The 16,348-nt window shown below is 65.6% G+C and carries 13 protein-coding genes and 2 pseudogenes; 9 read left to right on the top strand and 6 right to left on the bottom strand.

What is annotated here, in order from left to right:
* Positions 1 to 142: 142 nt before the first annotated feature.
* Positions 143 to 2,284, top strand: coding sequence for a TonB-dependent receptor (locus tag ACG3SL_RS04080; RefSeq protein WP_448663858.1), 2,142 nt, complete (start codon positions 143 to 145; stop codon positions 2,282 to 2,284).
* 54 nt (positions 2,285 to 2,338) lie between these two features.
* On the opposite strand, the gene ACG3SL_RS04075 is transcribed toward ACG3SL_RS04080, so the two are convergent.
* The gene (locus ACG3SL_RS04075) at positions 2,339 to 3,898 is read right to left on the bottom strand and encodes a DUF6351 family protein (RefSeq protein ID WP_448663856.1); all 1,560 of its coding nucleotides are present in this window, start codon (positions 3,896 to 3,898) and stop codon (positions 2,339 to 2,341) included.
* Positions 3,899 to 4,040: 142 nt separating this feature from the next.
* On the opposite strand from ACG3SL_RS04075, the gene ACG3SL_RS04070 reads away from it, so the two are divergent.
* On the top strand, positions 4,041 to 5,285 hold the full coding sequence (locus ACG3SL_RS04070; protein WP_448663855.1) for an MFS transporter: 1,245 nt from the start codon (positions 4,041 to 4,043) through the stop codon (positions 5,283 to 5,285).
* 39 nt (positions 5,286 to 5,324) lie between these two features.
* Here the strand turns inward: ACG3SL_RS04070 and ACG3SL_RS04065 are convergent, their stop codons facing one another.
* Positions 5,325 to 6,320, bottom strand: a complete 996-nt coding sequence (locus ACG3SL_RS04065; protein WP_448663854.1) for an alpha/beta hydrolase — start codon at positions 6,318 to 6,320, stop codon at positions 5,325 to 5,327.
* A 298-nt stretch (positions 6,321 to 6,618) separates the two neighbouring features.
* On the opposite strand from ACG3SL_RS04065, the gene ACG3SL_RS04060 reads away from it, so the two are divergent.
* Entirely contained in the window at positions 6,619 to 7,749 is a 1,131-nt protein-coding gene (locus ACG3SL_RS04060; protein ID WP_448665063.1) for a glycoside hydrolase family 68 protein, read from the top strand.
* A gap of 2 nt (positions 7,750 to 7,751) precedes the next feature.
* A complete protein-coding gene (locus ACG3SL_RS04055; RefSeq protein ID WP_448663853.1) occupies positions 7,752 to 8,648 on the top strand; it encodes an ROK family protein in 897 nt (298 codons plus the stop codon).
* A gap of 80 nt (positions 8,649 to 8,728) precedes the next feature.
* Here ACG3SL_RS04055 and ACG3SL_RS04050 read toward each other — a convergent pair whose 3' ends face one another.
* Positions 8,729 to 10,075, bottom strand: coding sequence for a neutral/alkaline non-lysosomal ceramidase N-terminal domain-containing protein (locus ACG3SL_RS04050; RefSeq protein WP_448663852.1), 1,347 nt, complete (start codon positions 10,073 to 10,075; stop codon positions 8,729 to 8,731).
* A gap of 391 nt (positions 10,076 to 10,466) precedes the next feature.
* Here ACG3SL_RS04050 and ACG3SL_RS04045 point away from each other — a divergent pair, with 391 nt between their 5' ends.
* Entirely contained in the window at positions 10,467 to 10,970 is a 504-nt protein-coding gene (locus tag ACG3SL_RS04045; protein ID WP_448663851.1) for a ClbS/DfsB family four-helix bundle protein, read from the top strand.
* Positions 10,971 to 11,026: 56 nt separating this feature from the next.
* Here the strand turns inward: ACG3SL_RS04045 and ACG3SL_RS04040 are convergent, their stop codons facing one another.
* Positions 11,027 to 11,425: a VOC family protein gene (locus tag ACG3SL_RS04040; RefSeq protein ID WP_448663849.1), complete on the bottom strand. Its 399-nt coding sequence runs from the start codon at positions 11,423 to 11,425 to the stop codon at positions 11,027 to 11,029.
* Positions 11,426 to 12,154: 729 nt separating this feature from the next.
* Positions 12,155 to 13,282 (bottom strand): acyltransferase family protein, encoded by a 1,128-nt coding sequence (locus tag ACG3SL_RS04035; RefSeq protein WP_448663848.1) that lies wholly within the window; start codon positions 13,280 to 13,282, stop codon positions 12,155 to 12,157.
* A gap of 158 nt (positions 13,283 to 13,440) precedes the next feature.
* Between ACG3SL_RS04035 and ACG3SL_RS04030 the strand changes: the two genes are divergently transcribed.
* The 4 genes and pseudogenes from ACG3SL_RS04030 (at position 13,441) to ACG3SL_RS04015 (ending at position 15,972) form a co-directional block, all read left to right on the top strand.
* The gene (locus ACG3SL_RS04030) at positions 13,441 to 14,277 is read left to right on the top strand and encodes a LytTR family DNA-binding domain-containing protein (RefSeq protein WP_448663847.1); all 837 of its coding nucleotides are present in this window, start codon (positions 13,441 to 13,443) and stop codon (positions 14,275 to 14,277) included.
* A gap of 191 nt (positions 14,278 to 14,468) precedes the next feature.
* A pseudogene (locus ACG3SL_RS04025) lies at positions 14,469 to 14,540 on the top strand (glutathione S-transferase); the annotation flags it as partial.
* Positions 14,541 to 14,612: 72 nt separating this feature from the next.
* Positions 14,613 to 15,394, top strand: a pseudogene (locus tag ACG3SL_RS04020) (IS5 family transposase).
* A complete protein-coding gene (locus tag ACG3SL_RS04015) occupies positions 15,364 to 15,972 on the top strand; it encodes a glutathione S-transferase (protein ID WP_448663846.1) in 609 nt (202 codons plus the stop codon). Before ACG3SL_RS04020 ends, ACG3SL_RS04015 begins: the two are co-directional and overlap by 31 nt.
* Positions 15,973 to 16,098: 126 nt before the next feature.
* On the opposite strand, the gene ACG3SL_RS04010 is transcribed toward ACG3SL_RS04015, so the two are convergent.
* Positions 16,099 to 16,284 (bottom strand): hypothetical protein, encoded by a 186-nt coding sequence (locus ACG3SL_RS04010; protein WP_448663845.1) that lies wholly within the window; start codon positions 16,282 to 16,284, stop codon positions 16,099 to 16,101.
* Positions 16,285 to 16,348: the final 64 nt, after the last annotated feature.

Raw genomic sequence — 16,348 nt, 5'->3', positions numbered from 1 at the left:
GACTGATGCCAAAAAGCAACCGATTGCATCGAATCGGTCAAATCGCAGTCAATTTCACGCAAATTCGCAGGGCGCTTTCCTTGACGCTACATCCAGCGCCCTTTATGCAATCGATTGAAATATAAAAAACCAGGAGAGGGTAATGAAAACACTTCGCGCCACAGCCGCGTCCATTGCGATCGCCGCCAGCCTGGCATCGCTGTCCGCCTACGCACAGACAGAGAGCACCGCCCCGGCACAGGACCAGTCCGCCGCGCCCGCGCGCCCGGACGCACTCGAAGACACCCACGACATCGTCGTCACCGCCCAGAAATCGGGTGCGCAGACGCTCCAGTCGGTCCCGCTCGCCATTCAGGCATTCGGCGGCGAGGAGCTGCGCGAAAAGAACATCACCGACATGGCCAGCCTGGTCTCCGCCATCCCCGGCGCGTTCGAGGGCCAGCGCCAGTCGGTCGCCTCGCGTTCGTACAATCTGCGCGGCGCGGGCGGCAGCAACGCCAATGGCGACTCCCCGATCGGCTATTATCTCGATGACGTCCCCTTCATCGTCACCAATTTCGGCATCGCGCCCCCGGTCAGCTTCCTCGACATCGAGCGGGTCGAAGTGCTGCGCGGGCCGCAGGGCACGCTGTACGGCCAGGGCTCGGCCGGGGGCGTGTTCATCTTCCACACGCGCGACCCCGATCTGGAAAAGGTCGCGTTTGCCGGCGAAGTCACCGGATCGCAGACGCGCGGCGCCACCGGGCTGAACTATGGCATTTCGGGCGTCGTCTCGGTGCCGATCATCAAGGACAAGCTGGCGATCCGCATCAGCGGCGGCCATTCGCGCAACCCCGGCTGGGCCGATGTCTATTACGGCGCCTATGACGGCACGCCCGACCAGCGCGGCGCCAATATCGTGCGCAACGACGATATTCGCGCGGTGGTGCTGTTCAAGCCCGCCGACAATGTCAGCATCCGCGCGCAATATTGGCATTTCCGCCCGCGCCAGGAATTTCTGGGCGGCATGGCCTCGGTCAAGCCCGCCTATTACGAGAACACCGCTGGCCAGCCGAGCTTCGGCAATGGCGATTTCAAGCTGTACAGCCTGTCGGGCAATATCGACCTGGGCGATGTCGCCATCACCAGCGCGACCAGCTATCTGAAGGGCAATTTCGGGATCTACATCCCGCTGTCGCCGTCGGGCTTCTTCTCCAGCCAGTTCTATCCGAAGATGTTCAGCCAGGAACTGCGCGCCAATTCAACCGGGCCGGGCCCGTTCCACTGGGTCATCGGCGCACAGTATCAGGACGGCGAGGGACCGCAGAAGAACCAGCTGCTCAACACCGCCGTCAACATCAATGCCGACAACAACACGATCACCAAGAATGTCGCAGTGTTCGGCGAGCTGAGCTACGACCTGTTCGACGGCAAGCTCGTGCCGCTGGTCGGCCTGCGCCAATATCATGACAAGCGCACGTTCGAGGATGCGACCAGCTCGCTTCCCTCCACGCGCGACGTCACCACTTGGCGCGTCAACCTTTCCTATCTGCCCAGCAACAACCTGACCGTGTTCGTCACCGCCGCCACCGGCTTCCGCGCGGGCATCGTCCAGTCGGCGGCGCAGTCGGCCGCGCTGGAAGCGGACGGCATCCCGGCGCCCGTCAGCCTCGATCCCGAAACGCTCACCAACTATGAAATCGGCGTGAAGTGGCGCAGCGGCGACGGCAATCTGTCGGTCGGGCTCAACGGCTATATCACCAAGTTCAAGAACATGCAGACCAGCGTGACCAGCAGCACGCCGGGCGTGGGCGGCTTCTCGAACTTCGGCGACGCGACGACCAAGGGCATCGACTTCGAACTGCGCTGGCGCACCCCGCTAAAGGGGCTGTCGGTCGGCGCGGTCGGCAACGTCAACGACGGCAATTTCGACGACGTGAACCCGAACGTGCAAAAGGCGCTGCCGCTGGTCCGTCCGGGTGCGCGGATCGTCAACACGATCGAGCACAACTACCGCATCGATGCGTCGTACAACGGTTCGCTGAGCGAGAAGCTCGACGGCTTCGCCAACATCGCCTGGAGCCGCTCGGGCGACCGGCTCCAGGCCAATGGCCTGATCGCCGACCCGTTCAGCGCGCTGAGCGCCACGATCGGCGTGCGCCATGGCGCGTACGAACTGGCGCTGGTCGGCGACAACCTCACCGACGAGCGGGGCCCCACGATCCGGGGCACGGCGCGGGCGTCGGCGGGATCGGGCCCCACGCCGCGCACGATCGGCCTGCGCTTCCGGGCCAATTTCCAGTAACCGCGCAACCGGGGCGGGAGCGCACATGGCGCCCCCGCCCCTTTTTCTACACCCTCACTTCCCCGGCGCGCGGCACTGGAAGCTGCCGGGCCTGGTCGCGTCGCCGCCGATATAGTGCGGATAGCTCGGGTGCGGACACATCGGCCGCTCCGCCGGCTCAGGTTTGGTCCGGCTGGCGACGATCGCGTCCGGCGCCTTCCCCTTCTCCACCCAATCCACGATCGGCCCCAGCAGGTCGAAACTGTCGAACGCATTGCCGCCCGCGCAATGCCCCATGCCCGGCACCATGTAGAATCGGCTGGCCGCATCCCATGCCGGGCCGTTCGCCGCCTGCGCGCGCTGCCAATAGTCCCAGGTCGCCTGCGCCGAGAACCACGGATCGCTGACGCCGTGGTAGAACAGGATCTTGCCCCCGCGCCCCAGGAAGGTGTTGAGGTTGGTCCAGACGTGCGTGTCGGTCAGCCGCTGGACCGCATCGGCGCGGACCTTCTGCACGCGCGCATCGAGGTCCATCGTCAGCTCGCGCGGCGCCGGCCCGAACACACCGGGCGCCCCGGTCGGCAGATAGCCGGGCAGCGGCGCGCCGGCATAGACGATGCCGGTGTCATAGGGGACCGGCGCGTAGACCGGATAGCCCGCCGCGTCCTTCGGCCCGGCAAAGGCGCGGTCCATCGCCGCCACTTGCGCGCTGCTCAGGCACCCGTCCTGCTTGCCCGCCTTGCATTGCAGCTTCGCCGGCTGGAAATGGCATTGGGCCACGTTCATCACCATCCCGTCGGCCAGCCCGTCCAGCGCATCGCACTGGTCGAGCAGCCCCTTCAGGATCAGCGCGCGGTCCGCCGCCGGGAAGATCTGCGACACGATCGCCAGCCCGTCCTTGTCGCGCGGCGCCGCCTGGTTGAACTGCACGGCGGACCAGGCGATCGCCAGGTTCGAATCCCCCGTCCGCATCGCCGGCGCGCCCACGACGATCCCGTCGAACAGCTCGGGATAGCGCTGCGACGCGAGCATCGATTCACGCCCGCCGGTGGAGCATCCCGCCATATAGCTGTGCCCGATCGGTTTGCCGTAATAGCCCGTCGTGATTGCCTTGCCGGCCAGCGCCACGGTTCGCACCGATGCCTCGGCAAAGTCGAGCGCGGCGCGCTGGTCTGCCATGAACGCGGCGTCGAACACCTGCCCCTTGTGCCCGCTGTCATGGCTGATGACGGCAAAGCCCCGCGCCAGCGCGGGCACCTTTCCCGCCGCCACTTCGCCCAGCGGCGGGGCAACGCTGCCGTTCAGCCCGCCGCCACCCTGCAACAGGAACCGCCCGTTCCAGCTATCGGGCAACGCCAGCGCAAAGCCGATGCCATAGGGCTTGCCCCCCGCTCCCGTACGCGCGCCGATCATGCCCTCCACCTTGCAATGCGCAGGGATGGCGGCCCCGGGCGCCGGGCCCGCCGCAGCCGCATCGACATGGGTCACGGTGCGGATCTCCACACCCTCGCCAAAGGACCGCCCGACCAGCGCCGAACAGCGCGCGGCAGCCTCGCCCTGCGCGGGCGCCGGCCCATGGTGCGGGGACGCCGATGCGAGCAACACGGCCCCCAGGCTCACGGTAACGGTGCGCATATCCCTCTCCCCCCTTGTCGCGGACATTGGCCCGCAGATTGTTTGCCTCGCCCCGACGCAGTACGCAATCGATTGCGTTTGCCGCGACACCCGGCAATAAGACTCGCCAGGCCACAACGGCATAAAAATAACGGAGAGCGTGATGAAAAGCCAATCCCCGGCAGGCGCAGGGCCCGGCGCGACGATGCTCAAGGGGCTCGTCTTCCTGATGTTCGCGATGTTCGCGATGACCACCGATTCGGTCGGCACCGTCATCCCGGAAGTGATCCGCGAATTCCGGCTGGGGCTCACCGCCGGCGGGTCGTTCCAATATGCCACCATGTCGGGCATCGGCATCTCGGCGATCGCGCTCGGCTTCCTTGCCGACCGGATCGGGCGCAAGGCGACGATCCTGATCGGGCTGTTCCTGTTCGGCGCCAGCTCCGCGCTGTTCGCGGCGGGGCATAATTTCGCGTTCTTCGTCACGCTGCTGTTCGTGTCGGGCCTCGGCATCGGCATCTTCAAGGCCGGCGCGCTCGCGCTGATCGGCGATCTGTCGCGCTCGACCCGCGAACACGCGACGACGATGAACCTGATCGAGGGGTTTTTCGGCATCGGCGCCATCATCGGCCCGGCGATCGTCGCCTATATGCTCCACACCGGCGCGGGGTGGAAATGGGTGTATCTGATCGCGGCGATGCTGTGCGCGCTGCTCGTCGTCGGATCGGCCTTCGCGCGCTTTCCCACCCCCCACATCACGCGCGCCACGCCCACCCATCCGGGCGAGGCGCTGCGCATGGCCGGCGATCCCGCCGCGCGCTTCTTCGGCGGCGCGCTGATGCTCTATGTCGGGGCGGAGGCGGCGATCTATGTCTGGGCGCCGACCTATCTGGCCGGCTATACGGGGTCGTGGACCTGGCTGGCGGCCTATGTCGTATCGATCTTCTTCGTGCTGCGCGCTGCCGGGCGGTTCCTGGGCGTGTGGCTGCTCGCCCGCTTCGCCTGGGCGACGGTGCTGCTGGTGTGCAGCGCGGCGCTGACGCTGCTGTTCTGGGCCGCAGTGCTGGGCGGGCGCGAAGTCGCGATCTTCGCGCTGCCCGCCACCGGGCTGTTCATGTCGGTGCTCTACCCGACGATCAATTCCACCGGCATCAGCTGCTATGACAAGGGCCGGCACGGCTCGATCGCGGGGCTGCTCCTGTTCTTCACCTGCATCAGCGCCGTGTTCGCGCCGATGGCGATGGGGGCGCTGGGCGACTGGCTGGGCGACAGTGCCTACAGCATTGTGCTTGGCGCGGTGTTCGTGACGCTGCTCGCGGCACTGTGCGGCTGGAATCTGGTGCGCCAGCCCTTCGCGGCGCTGCTGGCAAAGCGCGACATCGACGATTACGCCCTGCCCACCGCCTGAACGACCGCGGGGCGGCACCACGCGCCGCCCCGCCCCACCCTATTTCCCGGCGGCGAAGTGCCGGTCGAGCCACAGCGCGAACAGTGCCGACCATTGCCCGCACGGCTGGTCCGCCGGCCCCAGCCCGAATCCGTGCCCGCCCGCCTCGAACAGATGCACTTCCACCGGGCGCTTCGCCGCCTGCAGCGCGCGCAGCATCGTCAGGCTGTTTTCCACCGGCACGGCGCTGTCGTCCAGCGCATGGACCAGGAACACCGGCGGCGTCTGTGCCGTCACATGTTCCGCCGGCGATCGCCGCGCGACCAGCGCCGCATCGGGATTGGGCCCCAGCAGCCGCATCGCCGATTCGGCATGCGTCACCGGCGCAGTCACCGCGATCACCGGATAGATCAGCCCCATCGCCGCCGGCCGCGCGTCGAGCGCGTCCACGGCGTCGCGCGGGCGATACACGCTTTCGCCAAACCCCGTCGCCAGCGTCGCGCCCAGATGCCCCCCGGCGGAAAAGCCCACCGCCGCCACCGCCGCCGGATCGAATCCATAGCGCTTCGCCTGCGCGCGGATCACGCGCATCGCCCGCTGCGCATCCTGGAGCGGCACGTCGCTGCGGTTCGCCCATCCTTCGTCGGGCAGGCGATAGGTGAGCACGAACACGGTGTATCCCCGCGCAGTCATCGCCCGCGCGACGTCGAGCCCTTCGTTCAGGATCGAGACGAAGGTGTAGGCGCCGCCGGGGATCGACAGCAGCGCGCGCCCGTTCGACTGCGCCGGGCGGAATACGTGCAGCACGGGCCGCTCCACGTTGCGCGCCCAGATCTCCGGCCAGCCGGCGGGCAGCGGCCTGGCGGCATAGCCTCCCGAGGGCGGGCCATCGGGCCAGAGCGGAATCTGTTCCGCCGAGCGCCACGCATCGGGCGCGGGCGGCAGCTTGGGCAGGGTCTGCGCGCGCGCCACGCCCAGCGTGGCGACGCCCGCTGCCCCTGCCAGAAACGACCTGCGGCCCACGCGCAGCGCGGACGGCTCCCTGAATGACGTCATCGATCCTCTCCCTCACCGGCGGACGGTCCGCCCTTGCCCGCATAAAGCCCGTTGCGCGCCGGCAATTCAAGCCGCGCGTACAATCGATTGCCTCGGTCTGCCGGGCGCCACGAAAAAATACGTCGCCGACACGCGCAATCGATTGCGAACGGCTATTCTTGCAGATAGGGATGCGACAGAACAAAATGTGGAGAGCAGACTTGGTCCGGCACACGCGCACAGGGGCGAACGGAAGGCTATGGGCCGACGCAGCGACAATGCCCTTCCGGCAAACGCCGCGAGCCGTATTTTGACCCGCATGCCCCGCCCCGCCGCCACGGCCTGGACCCCGGCGCAGGTTGCCGCGATCGACCCCGCCCTGCCCCATGCCGCGCCGCTGATCGCCGCACAGGATTTCGCGCGCGTCGCCCCCGATCTCGACATCTGGGATGCCTGGCCGGTGCAGGATGCCGATGGCACGCCCTCGCGCCTGTCGGACGATGGCGAGACGCTGTGGATGGCGCTCGGCGCGCCGCAATTTCCCGATCCCGACGAACGCCACGGCCATGCCCGCATCCATCTAGTGTCGCGCAACGCCGCCGGCTGGACGCATCTCGGCCCCGCGCTGCCCGACGGTTTCTCGCCGGGCAGCCGCGAATGGTCGGGCTCGGCATTGCTCGACGCCGACCGCCGGGCGCTGACGCTGTTCTTCACCGCCACCGGACGCCGGGGCGAGGCCGTGCCCAGCTTCGAGCAGCGGCTTTTCCGTGCAAAGGCAACGCTGACAGCCACGCCCGGCGGCTATCGCCTGATCGACTGGCACGGCCTGCACGAAATCCTCGTCCGCGACCCCGCGCTCTATATGGCCAGCGACGCCGGCAACGGCGCGGTGGGCACGATCAAGGCCTATCGCGACCCCGCCTATTTCCGCGATCCGCGCGACGGCCGCCACCATATCTTCTTCGCCGGTTCGCTCGCCGGTTCGGCCTCGGCGTTCAACGGCGTGGTCGGCTGGGCCGTCGCCGACGATGCGGGGCTTGAGAACTGGCAGCTCCAGCCCCCGCTCATCAGCGCGGACACGCTGAACAACGAACTCGAACGCCCGCATGTCGTGTTCCACCAGGGCCTCTATTACCTCTTCTGGTCGACCCAGCGCCACGTGTTCAACCCCGACGGCCCCACCGGCCCCACCGGGCTGTACGGCATGGTATCGGATCGCCTGTCGGGGGGCTGGGCGCCGCTCAACGGCACCGGGCTGGTCTTCGCCAACCCCGCCGCCGCACCGAAACAAGCCTATAGCTGGCTGGTGATGCCCGATCTTCAGGTGACGAGCTTCGTCGATGCCTGGGGCAGCAATGGCAAGGACGCCCATGCCCGGCGCTTCGGCGCGACCTTTGCGCCGATGCTCCAGTTGCGGCTGGACGGCGCGCGCGCCGGGCTGGCGGCCTGACGATGGCGCAGGCGTTGCGGCTCGCCGGAGTCGAGCTGGGCGGAACCAAGGCGATCTGCGTGCTGGCGCAGGGCGAGACGATCGTCGAGCGCGTCACGCTGCCCACCACCGATCCGCACACCACTTTGTCCGCCCTGCGCGCCCAGCTGGATGCGTGGCACGCCCAGGCGCCGCTCGCCGCGCTCGGCATCGCATCGTTCGGGCCGCTGCGGCTCGATCCGGCAGCCCCCGACTTCGGCCACATCCTCGCCACGCCCAAGCCGGGGTGGAGCGGCGCGCCCGTCGCGCCGATGCTGACGCAAGGGCTGCCCTGCGCATGGCGGATCGATACCGACGTCAACGGCGCGGCGCTGGCCGAGCATCGCTGGGGCGCGGGGCGCGACTGTGACAGCCTGTGCTATATCACCATCGGCACCGGACTGGGCGGCGGCGTGCTCATCGGCGGGCGGCCGGTCCACGGCGCGATGCATCCCGAAATCGGCCATCTGCGCCTGTGCCGCGCGGGCGGCGACAGCTTCGCCGGCGCCTGCCCCTTTCACGGCGACTGTATCGAGGGGCTGGTCTCCGGCCCCGCGCTCGCCGCGCGCTTCGGCATGGACCCCGCGCTGGCGCCCGACGATCACCCAGCGTGGCGCCATGTCGCCGCCGATCTGGCCGAACTATGCGGCGCGATCCTGCTGACCATTTCGGCAGAGCGCATCCTGTTCGGCGGCAGCGTCGCGGTGTCGCGCCCGTTCCTGCTGCCCTGGGCGCGCGCGCTGGTGGCGGAGCGGCTGGGCAGCTATCTGCCGTTCCTGGGCGGCGACGCGCTGGACCGCATCGTCCAGCCCGCCGGGCTCGGCACCGAAGCCGGGCCGCGCGGCGCAGTCGCGCTCGCGCTGGACGCGCTCCCCGCCTGAACCCCTCAAAACCAAACGGGGCCCGCGCGGGGGATCCGCGCGGGCCCCGCTGTCGGGCCTTAGGGCAACCGGGGGACTGCCTATTCGGCCGCGACCTTGTCGATCAGGTCAAGCAGCCCCTCGACGATCGCGGTCTCGGCGCATCCGGGCTTCAGCCGCGAGGATACGACTTCGAACGTGTTGTACCCGAACGCCGCATCGTTGGGGATATAGCCCGATCCCGCCATGCCGTTGGTCAGCGTCGTCATCATCGTGTGCTTGAACGGGGACTCGCGCTTGAACCGCTGGGCGATCGTCGTGAAAACCTCGCCATCGACGCCGCCGATCACCGTGTCGCCGATCTTGAGCAGGCTCAGCCGCAGGCCGATCGGATCGGCATCCTCATAGCTGCCGGGATAGCCCGCACGCCCCTTGTCCAGCCGCTTGCGGCCCGGGCACATCACGGTCGTCTGCGCACCCTGCAATCGCGCCTGCGCAACCGGCCGCTCCAGGCTGGCGCGCGCGACGTGCAGCACTTCCTCGCCCAGCATCTGGCCCATCGACAGCGCCATCTGCTTCTGCTGGTTCATCAGCTTCACGACCTGCGGGTTGTTGCGGTCCATGCCCGTGCCGCCCGGCGGCATCGCGTTGCTGATGTCCTCGCCCCGCTTGGCATAGTCGGCGACGCGGATCGCGCGCAGGTCATAGGTCTGCTGGAAGAAGATCGGGTTCTGGTCCCCCGCCGCGCCGTTGGAATAGACCGCGACGGCATTATTCCCCAGCGAATCCTCGATATAGTTCGACGTCGCGCCCGGCAGGTCGGCGCTCACCATGTCCAGATTGCCGGTCAGCACCGCATGGACGCCGTAATTGTAATAGACCGCGATCGGCGCGCCCGACAGCGTCTCGAACCGCACGACGGCGACGGTCTTGTCCGATACGCCCTCGTAATTCGGGCCTTCCCACCAGCGATGCGTCTCGGGATCGATGATGTTGCGGTTGACGTTGATGTACGAAACCCCGGTGCCATAGGCCATCCGCGCGGGCTGCGCCGCCGCCGCGGCCTTGCGCACTGCGTCCAGGATCTTGGCCTCATAGGCCGGGCCGCGCAGGAACGGCGCGCTGTGGGTGTGCGTCGCGGTGAGCAGCAACTGCTTGGCCGGGATGCGCAGCTCGCGCTCGGCGGCGGCGCTGACATTCTGCCAGGTCTCGGTACCGATCGCGCCCGCATCCACCGTCACCATCGCCGCGCGGCTGGTGCCGTCGTCCAGCACGATCGCGCGCACGTTGATCGGATCGAGCACGCCCTGGATCGTCTTGGGCAGTTCCTTGGCGGGCGGCGTCACGTCGACCTTCGCCGCGCCGACCTTGAACACGGCCTGCGCCGAGGCGGGCGTCGCGGCGAGCACAAGGCCGGTGCCCAGCGTGGCGAGTATCTTCGATTTCATGGCTATCTTCCCAGTTTCGAGACCAGAGGAAGCGCGGCGACGGTCTTCTGCGAGACCGCCGCCGCGCCGGTGCTCGGCAGCATGGTGAACACCACTCGGTCGCGACCCGAGGGCTCCTCTGCCGATTTTGTCGGCAACGCTGGAATCCGGCTGCCCCATCGGGGCGGCGCCGAACGAAACTCTACGCGGAAAGCGCATCCCAACATCCCCTCGCGCCCTGTTGCCGGGCGTCATTGCAATCGATTGCTGACACTGCATACGACTCGTCCGGCGCGAGCGCAACAGGGTTTTCGCGCGGTCGGCTTGAACCGGGATGTCGGGCAACACGGCCCTTGTATTGCGCCTCCAGATTATAATTGAATCGCCGCGATTTTGCAGAAGAAGGAAACACATGGCCGTTCCAACCTCCAAGGCGGAATTGCTGGCTGCCATTACGACGACGTTCGAAAGGCTGATGGCGGATTTAGCCAAGGTTCAGCCCAACCGCGCACGCGAGGCCACGATGAAGGGCCATGCCAACGGCACCACGATGAGCCCGGCCGATCTGGTGGCCTATCTGATCGGGTGGAACGAGTTGGTTCTGAAATGGCTGGATCGCGACGACCTGGCTGAACCGGTCGATTATCCCGAGGCCGGCTTCAAATGGAACGAGCTCGGCCTGCTGGCTCAGAAATTCTACGCCGATTGCAAAACAATCCAATGGCACGAGCTGCTCGCCCGTCTGGAGGATGCGAAGGCAGGATTGATCGCGACGATCGCGGCCCGATCAGATGACGAACTATACCGCACCGCCTGGTACGGGAAGTGGACCAAGGGTCGTATGATCCAGCTCAATACCTCGTCCGCTTACGCCAATGCCCGCACCCGAATTCGGGCAGCATCGCTAGTGGATTGATTTTGACATTTGCGCCTAACCGCGCCGAAGGGGTAGAAAATGTAAAAATCGGGCCATTAGAACTCGATCGTGACTGACGGCGCACTTCGCCTCGCCTCACCTTGATAAACGGCCTCGATGTTATTCCCATCGGGATCAAGGACGAAAGCGGCGTAGTATCCCGGATGGTAGGCGCGCACTCCGGGTGCGCCGTTGTCGCGCCCTCCGTGGGCCAACGCCGCGCTATAGAAGGCATCGACAACTGCGCGATTTTTCGCCTGGAAAGCCAGGTGATGTCGCCCCGTCAATTCGCCCACTGCTGTGGGGCTGTCTGCCGAGGATATAAGGAGTTCATCGGCCAAGAAGTAGCCGTTGTCCGTGCTGAGAACTGGTATATCCAGCACAGACATTACTGCCTTGTAGAAGATTTCGCTCGCGGCGAGGTCGCGCACGACAAGCTGGATATGATCGATCAAGCGTCCACGGTGCAGTCGGTTTGATTCCATGTCTTTCTTCCGTCGAATGAGGGGCGGACAGACCTTCGCACAATCGGGCGTGACCGGCGAATTTCAAAGCCGCCATTCTCAACGAAGAATACAAACGACTGGAATAGGGTCTCGATGCCAGCTGTTGCCGGTGTCCCGGAATTATCGGACTGAAGCACAGAATCGGCGGTGCGTGCGGTGATCGGCGAGCACATCGCACTATGGACGGCAGTCAAAAGGTAAATGGCGGAGAGGGAGGAAGTTGTTATTTCCAGCTAAACTATTGCCATTATTATATTAAAGCGACAATCTCCTACGCAAACCCACCACTTCTCCCACCACATTGGGTGCGATTTTATAGCCCGGCATGGAGCAGCTTGCGACCGCTATGCGCCCCAATTCCGGCTATTCCGAACCCTCAGGTCGATCCCGAAAGCTGCCGTTTACTCACACAGTGAGCGGATGGCCGAGATTGGGACAAACCCGCCGTTTCCCATTCGCTATTTAAAGGACGGCTTTTGCCAAGAGCGGACGGCCAAGGTCCGGGCGATTTCATTTGTCGCATCAAGCCAAGCATGAGCCGCCAGAGCAGAGCACTTCCGGACGCGAACAGGCGCTCTGCGGTCTTGCGGATTCCGAGCTTCCTTTCACGCGCACCTGCATCCACCAGACAAAGCAACCTTCATGAGGAGTCTCCGGTGGTTGGAGGTGCGGATACTCTCACCCGCGTCGGCCTAACAGCGTTAAGCCAATCAAGGGCCGTAGCCAGCGCACCTTCCTGCCGACGAGGTAGAATATCCAGCAGCCGCCCGCGGTGGCGGCGATCAAGATAGCAAAGCGGCTGAGCGCTCCCGTGGTTGTGCCCAGCAGCCAATATCCGACGACGACGATGATCGTCTGGTGGATGATGTAGAAGGGAAATACCGCCTCCGCCAACAGGGGCCGCCAGCGGTGATCGGCATTCCAATACCGGTCGGCGATGCCGATCAGTGCCACGATCGCGCACCAGCACTCTACCGCTCGCGCCACGTCATAGGGCAGCCACACCCAGTGCGGGGCAACCGTATCACCAGGCCAGGCGAGTTCAACACCCGCCAGGATGAGCCATCCCCCGACAGCAGCGCCGGCAGCCACCGGCCACCAGCGGCTGATGGTGCTCCGGAGCGGCTCCGAGGATCGTAGCGCGAGGCCGAACAGGAAAGCGGGCACGTAATTGGCGTGCGCGGTCCAATCTCCGACCAACGCATGGCTCTCCTCCCAGCCGCCGCCGAGAAAGTTGCGCGTTCCGTACACCCAAAGGATCCCGATCGGGAGAAGCATCGGGCCGGCCAGGATCCGCTCTGCCGCGGCGAGGCTCGCCTGCCGCCAGCGAACCGGCATCACCAGCAGCACGCCGCACATAAGCACGGTGTAGACCAACAGGTAGGCAACGAACCACAGGTGCATCCAGGTCGGCATCACGACGCCGTCGATCGACTGGAAGCGATAATAGTCGTGGACGAGGAAATAGCCGAAGCTGTGCGCGTAGTCGAAATGCGTCACCAGCCACACCCAGGGCTGCGGCACCACCAGCACGGCCATGCCGAACAGCAGTGGCACGCCGAGGCGGAGCAGGCGTGATCGCAAGAACATCGACACCTTAGCCTGCTTCGCCAGGAGCGCGGCACTGGCGTATCCCGAAATCACGAACAGCAGTGAAAGCCGCCAGGGGTTGGTCAGGAACATCGGAATGGTCGCCCAGGACAGACCCGGCGTGACCATCTTCACCTGATAGTCCCATGGCACGAACGCCATGCCGACATGATAGAGAATGAGCAGTTGGAACGCGCCGATGCGCAGCCAGTCCATCCCAAAATGCCGTTGCGGCATAAGCGTACTATCCTTTGTTGCTTGTGATCCACCGCTGGCTAGCGACGCCCGAGCCCCTCTGATAAGCGCCGAGGGGTAGAGCGCGGGGTGGCGGGGACATCGTGACGGACGTGAGGACGAGCGGCGGCGTATGCGGGATGAGCGGCGGCCAGCGCAGGCTGGCCGTGATCCTGGCTGCCGGCTTCCTGCTGATCCTGGCGACGGTGACGATCGGCAATGCAGAGTCCATGATCAGCGACTTCGCTGCTGCAGGCCTCCACGAGACTCGCGTGCACATCTGGACCTGGGAGCTTACCAGCGTGGCCGGATGGCTCGCCGTGGCGCCGCTTCTCTGGTGGAGTGCTGCACGGTTTCGACCGCCGCGGACCGATTGGCGGATAGCCCTGGCGATCGCGCTCGCAGGCCTGCCGCTGGCGTCCGTGTTGCATGTCGCGGCGATGATCGGGCTCCGCCATGTCGCCTACGCTGCCATGGGCGAACATTACACGTTCGCGGGCAGCCTCGCCGATCCGTATTTCTATGAGTTTCGGAAGGACGCCGCGACCTATCTCCAGTTCCTGGGGACGGCCGCCGTGGCGCAATGGCTGCTTGAGCGTGCCCGTACACCCAGCGCGGAGGATATCGCGCCATCGCTGCCGCACGCACCGGCCATGTTCACCGTGATCGATGGGTCGAAGCGCTTCCTCGTGCCGGTGGACACGATCGAGCACGTTTCCGCCGCCGGCAACTATGTCGAACTGCACGCGGATGGCAGAACGCTGACGCACCGGGCAACCTTGAGTGGGGTCGAGAAGGAGCTCGGTAAAACCTTCGTCCGCATCCACCGCAGTCGCCTCGTCCAACGTGCGGCAATCCGTAGCATCGAGACGGACCGCAGTGGCGATTTCCTCGTCAAATTAGATAGCGGGCTCTCGCTGAGCGGCAGCAGACGGTATCGAGATCTCGTCGTTGGGCAGCCCGTGTCGAGCCAGTAAACGGGTCCGACAGCGCGATCCGTGCGCCTTTCACATCAAACGGCCCCGCCCCCAAGCTTGGCAGTTTTGAATGACTTGATCGGCAGCTCCCGCCGCGAGCAGACGCTCATTTGAGTGAATCTGAACGGCGTATTCTGGTCGATAGCGGCGGTTATGGCGTGCTGGACCGACATGATTTATCCCGCGCCGCCATGCGCAGCCTGCCCATTCTATACTCGTTCCGACGCTGCCCCTACGCGATACGTGCGCGCCTCGCGCTGCTAGGCTGTGTTGACAAAGTGGATTCCCAAACGGCCTGATCTCTGATTCAAGGCTGCTTTTTGCGGGGAGCAGCAATGGCGCGGGGCGATCTCACGGACGAAGAATGGGCGGTGCTCGAAGGCCTGCTGCCATCCGAGCGCGGCCGAAAGGCGCGCCCTGCCCATGACAACCGGCGATTTCTGAACGGCATGCTGCATGTGCTGCGGGTCGGCTGCCCCTGGCGCGACATGCACGAGCGCTACGGCAAGTGGAACTCGGTCTATGTGCGGTTCCGGCGTTGGGCGGAACAAGGCGTCTGGGATGCGATGCTGGCCACGCTGGTCGATTTCGGGCTGACCGACGACTGGCAGCACATGATCGACAGCACCACGGTTCGCGGCCATGTTTCGGCAGCGGGCGCTAAAGGGGGACTCATAAGGAGGCTTTTGGTCGATCACGCGGCGGCTTTACGTGCAAAGTCCACGCCCGCTGTGACAATCAGGGACGCCCTCTCGGCTTCGTCCTGACCGGCGGCGAAGCGTCGGATTACGGCACTGTCGATGACCTCATGGCGCTGCCGGTCAACAAGCCCAAGGCGCTGCTGGCCGACAAAGGCTATGACGGCGATGCGGTCCGGGAGAACCTGTTGATCCGCGGCATCCTGCCGATCATCCCGCCAAAGGCCAACCGGCGCGAACCCATCGCTTGCGACTTCCGTCGATACCGGGACCGGAACCGCATCGAGCGCATGTTCGGGCACCTCAAGCATCAACGCCGCATTGCCACCCGCTACGACAAGACCGCGCTGTCCTTCGCCAGTTTCCTCAATCTCGCCGCCATCCGCAGATGGTTGCCCAACTTTGTCAACAGGGCCTAGCGAGCGACACGGTTTGCGTAATTCGGGAGGTCAAGCTCTCCGCAAAGCCAGCTGAAATGTGCGACGCATCCCCAAAGGCAACCGTTCCTGTCCTGGTTCTGCCCGACGGCGAGGTCATCGACGAGAGCCTCGACATCATGCGGTGGGCCCTCGCGCGCTATGATCCCGCAGGTTGGCTAGCCGGCGACAACGTGACGCTGATCGAAACCAACGATGGTCCGTTCAAACATCATCTCGACCGGGCGAAATATCCCGAACGTTATGCAAGCGATGCGGCCATCGAACGTGCCGCCTGCGTCAACCTGCTGCGGGCGCTTGAGGATCGCCTGACAGCCAATCCATATCTGTGCGGCGCTATGTTCGGTTTGGCCGATGCGGCGCTGCTTCCGTTCGTTCGGCAGTTCGCGTCCATCGACCGCGCTTGGCTTGATATACAGCCCCTGCCGCATGTCCGCGGTTGGCTGGACAGATTTACTGCGTCCCGCCTCTTCGATTCTGCGATGGTTCGGCTGGCACCCTGGAAGGCTGGTGATCCCGACCTGTGCTTCCCCGCCCCCATGGACCACAATCCCAATTGAAGCGGCAACTGGTCAGGCGACTGGAATCGCGCTGGCATAGCTTCGCGGCGACTTTGCGCCCTAATGTCGGTCGTTCAGCTCGCTGCTCGGCATACCTGAAAGCCGCCGTTCGCCGCCGACCAAGAATTAGCGATCGGGGTTGCCGGACGCTGGGCTTACACTGTGGCTTTGGCGGTGAATTCGCGTGCCGTTCGGGGAAAGCGCGGAGCGCAGTTGGAGAGTCTTCGTGGCCAGGATGACGCGCAGGGTCATGTCGTCGAGCAGCCGCTGGCGCAGCGGGCTGATCGGACCGACCGGAACAAGATCGTACATCGTTCGACTCCTCAGGTTGAAGGAGCCGAAAGGGTCTGCCCGTCACGGGTACCGCTCAATCCGG

The organism is Sphingomonas degradans (assembly GCF_053502645.1).
Note: the sequence above shows the minus strand (reverse complement) of the source record. Positions and strands in the feature narration are given on the sequence as shown.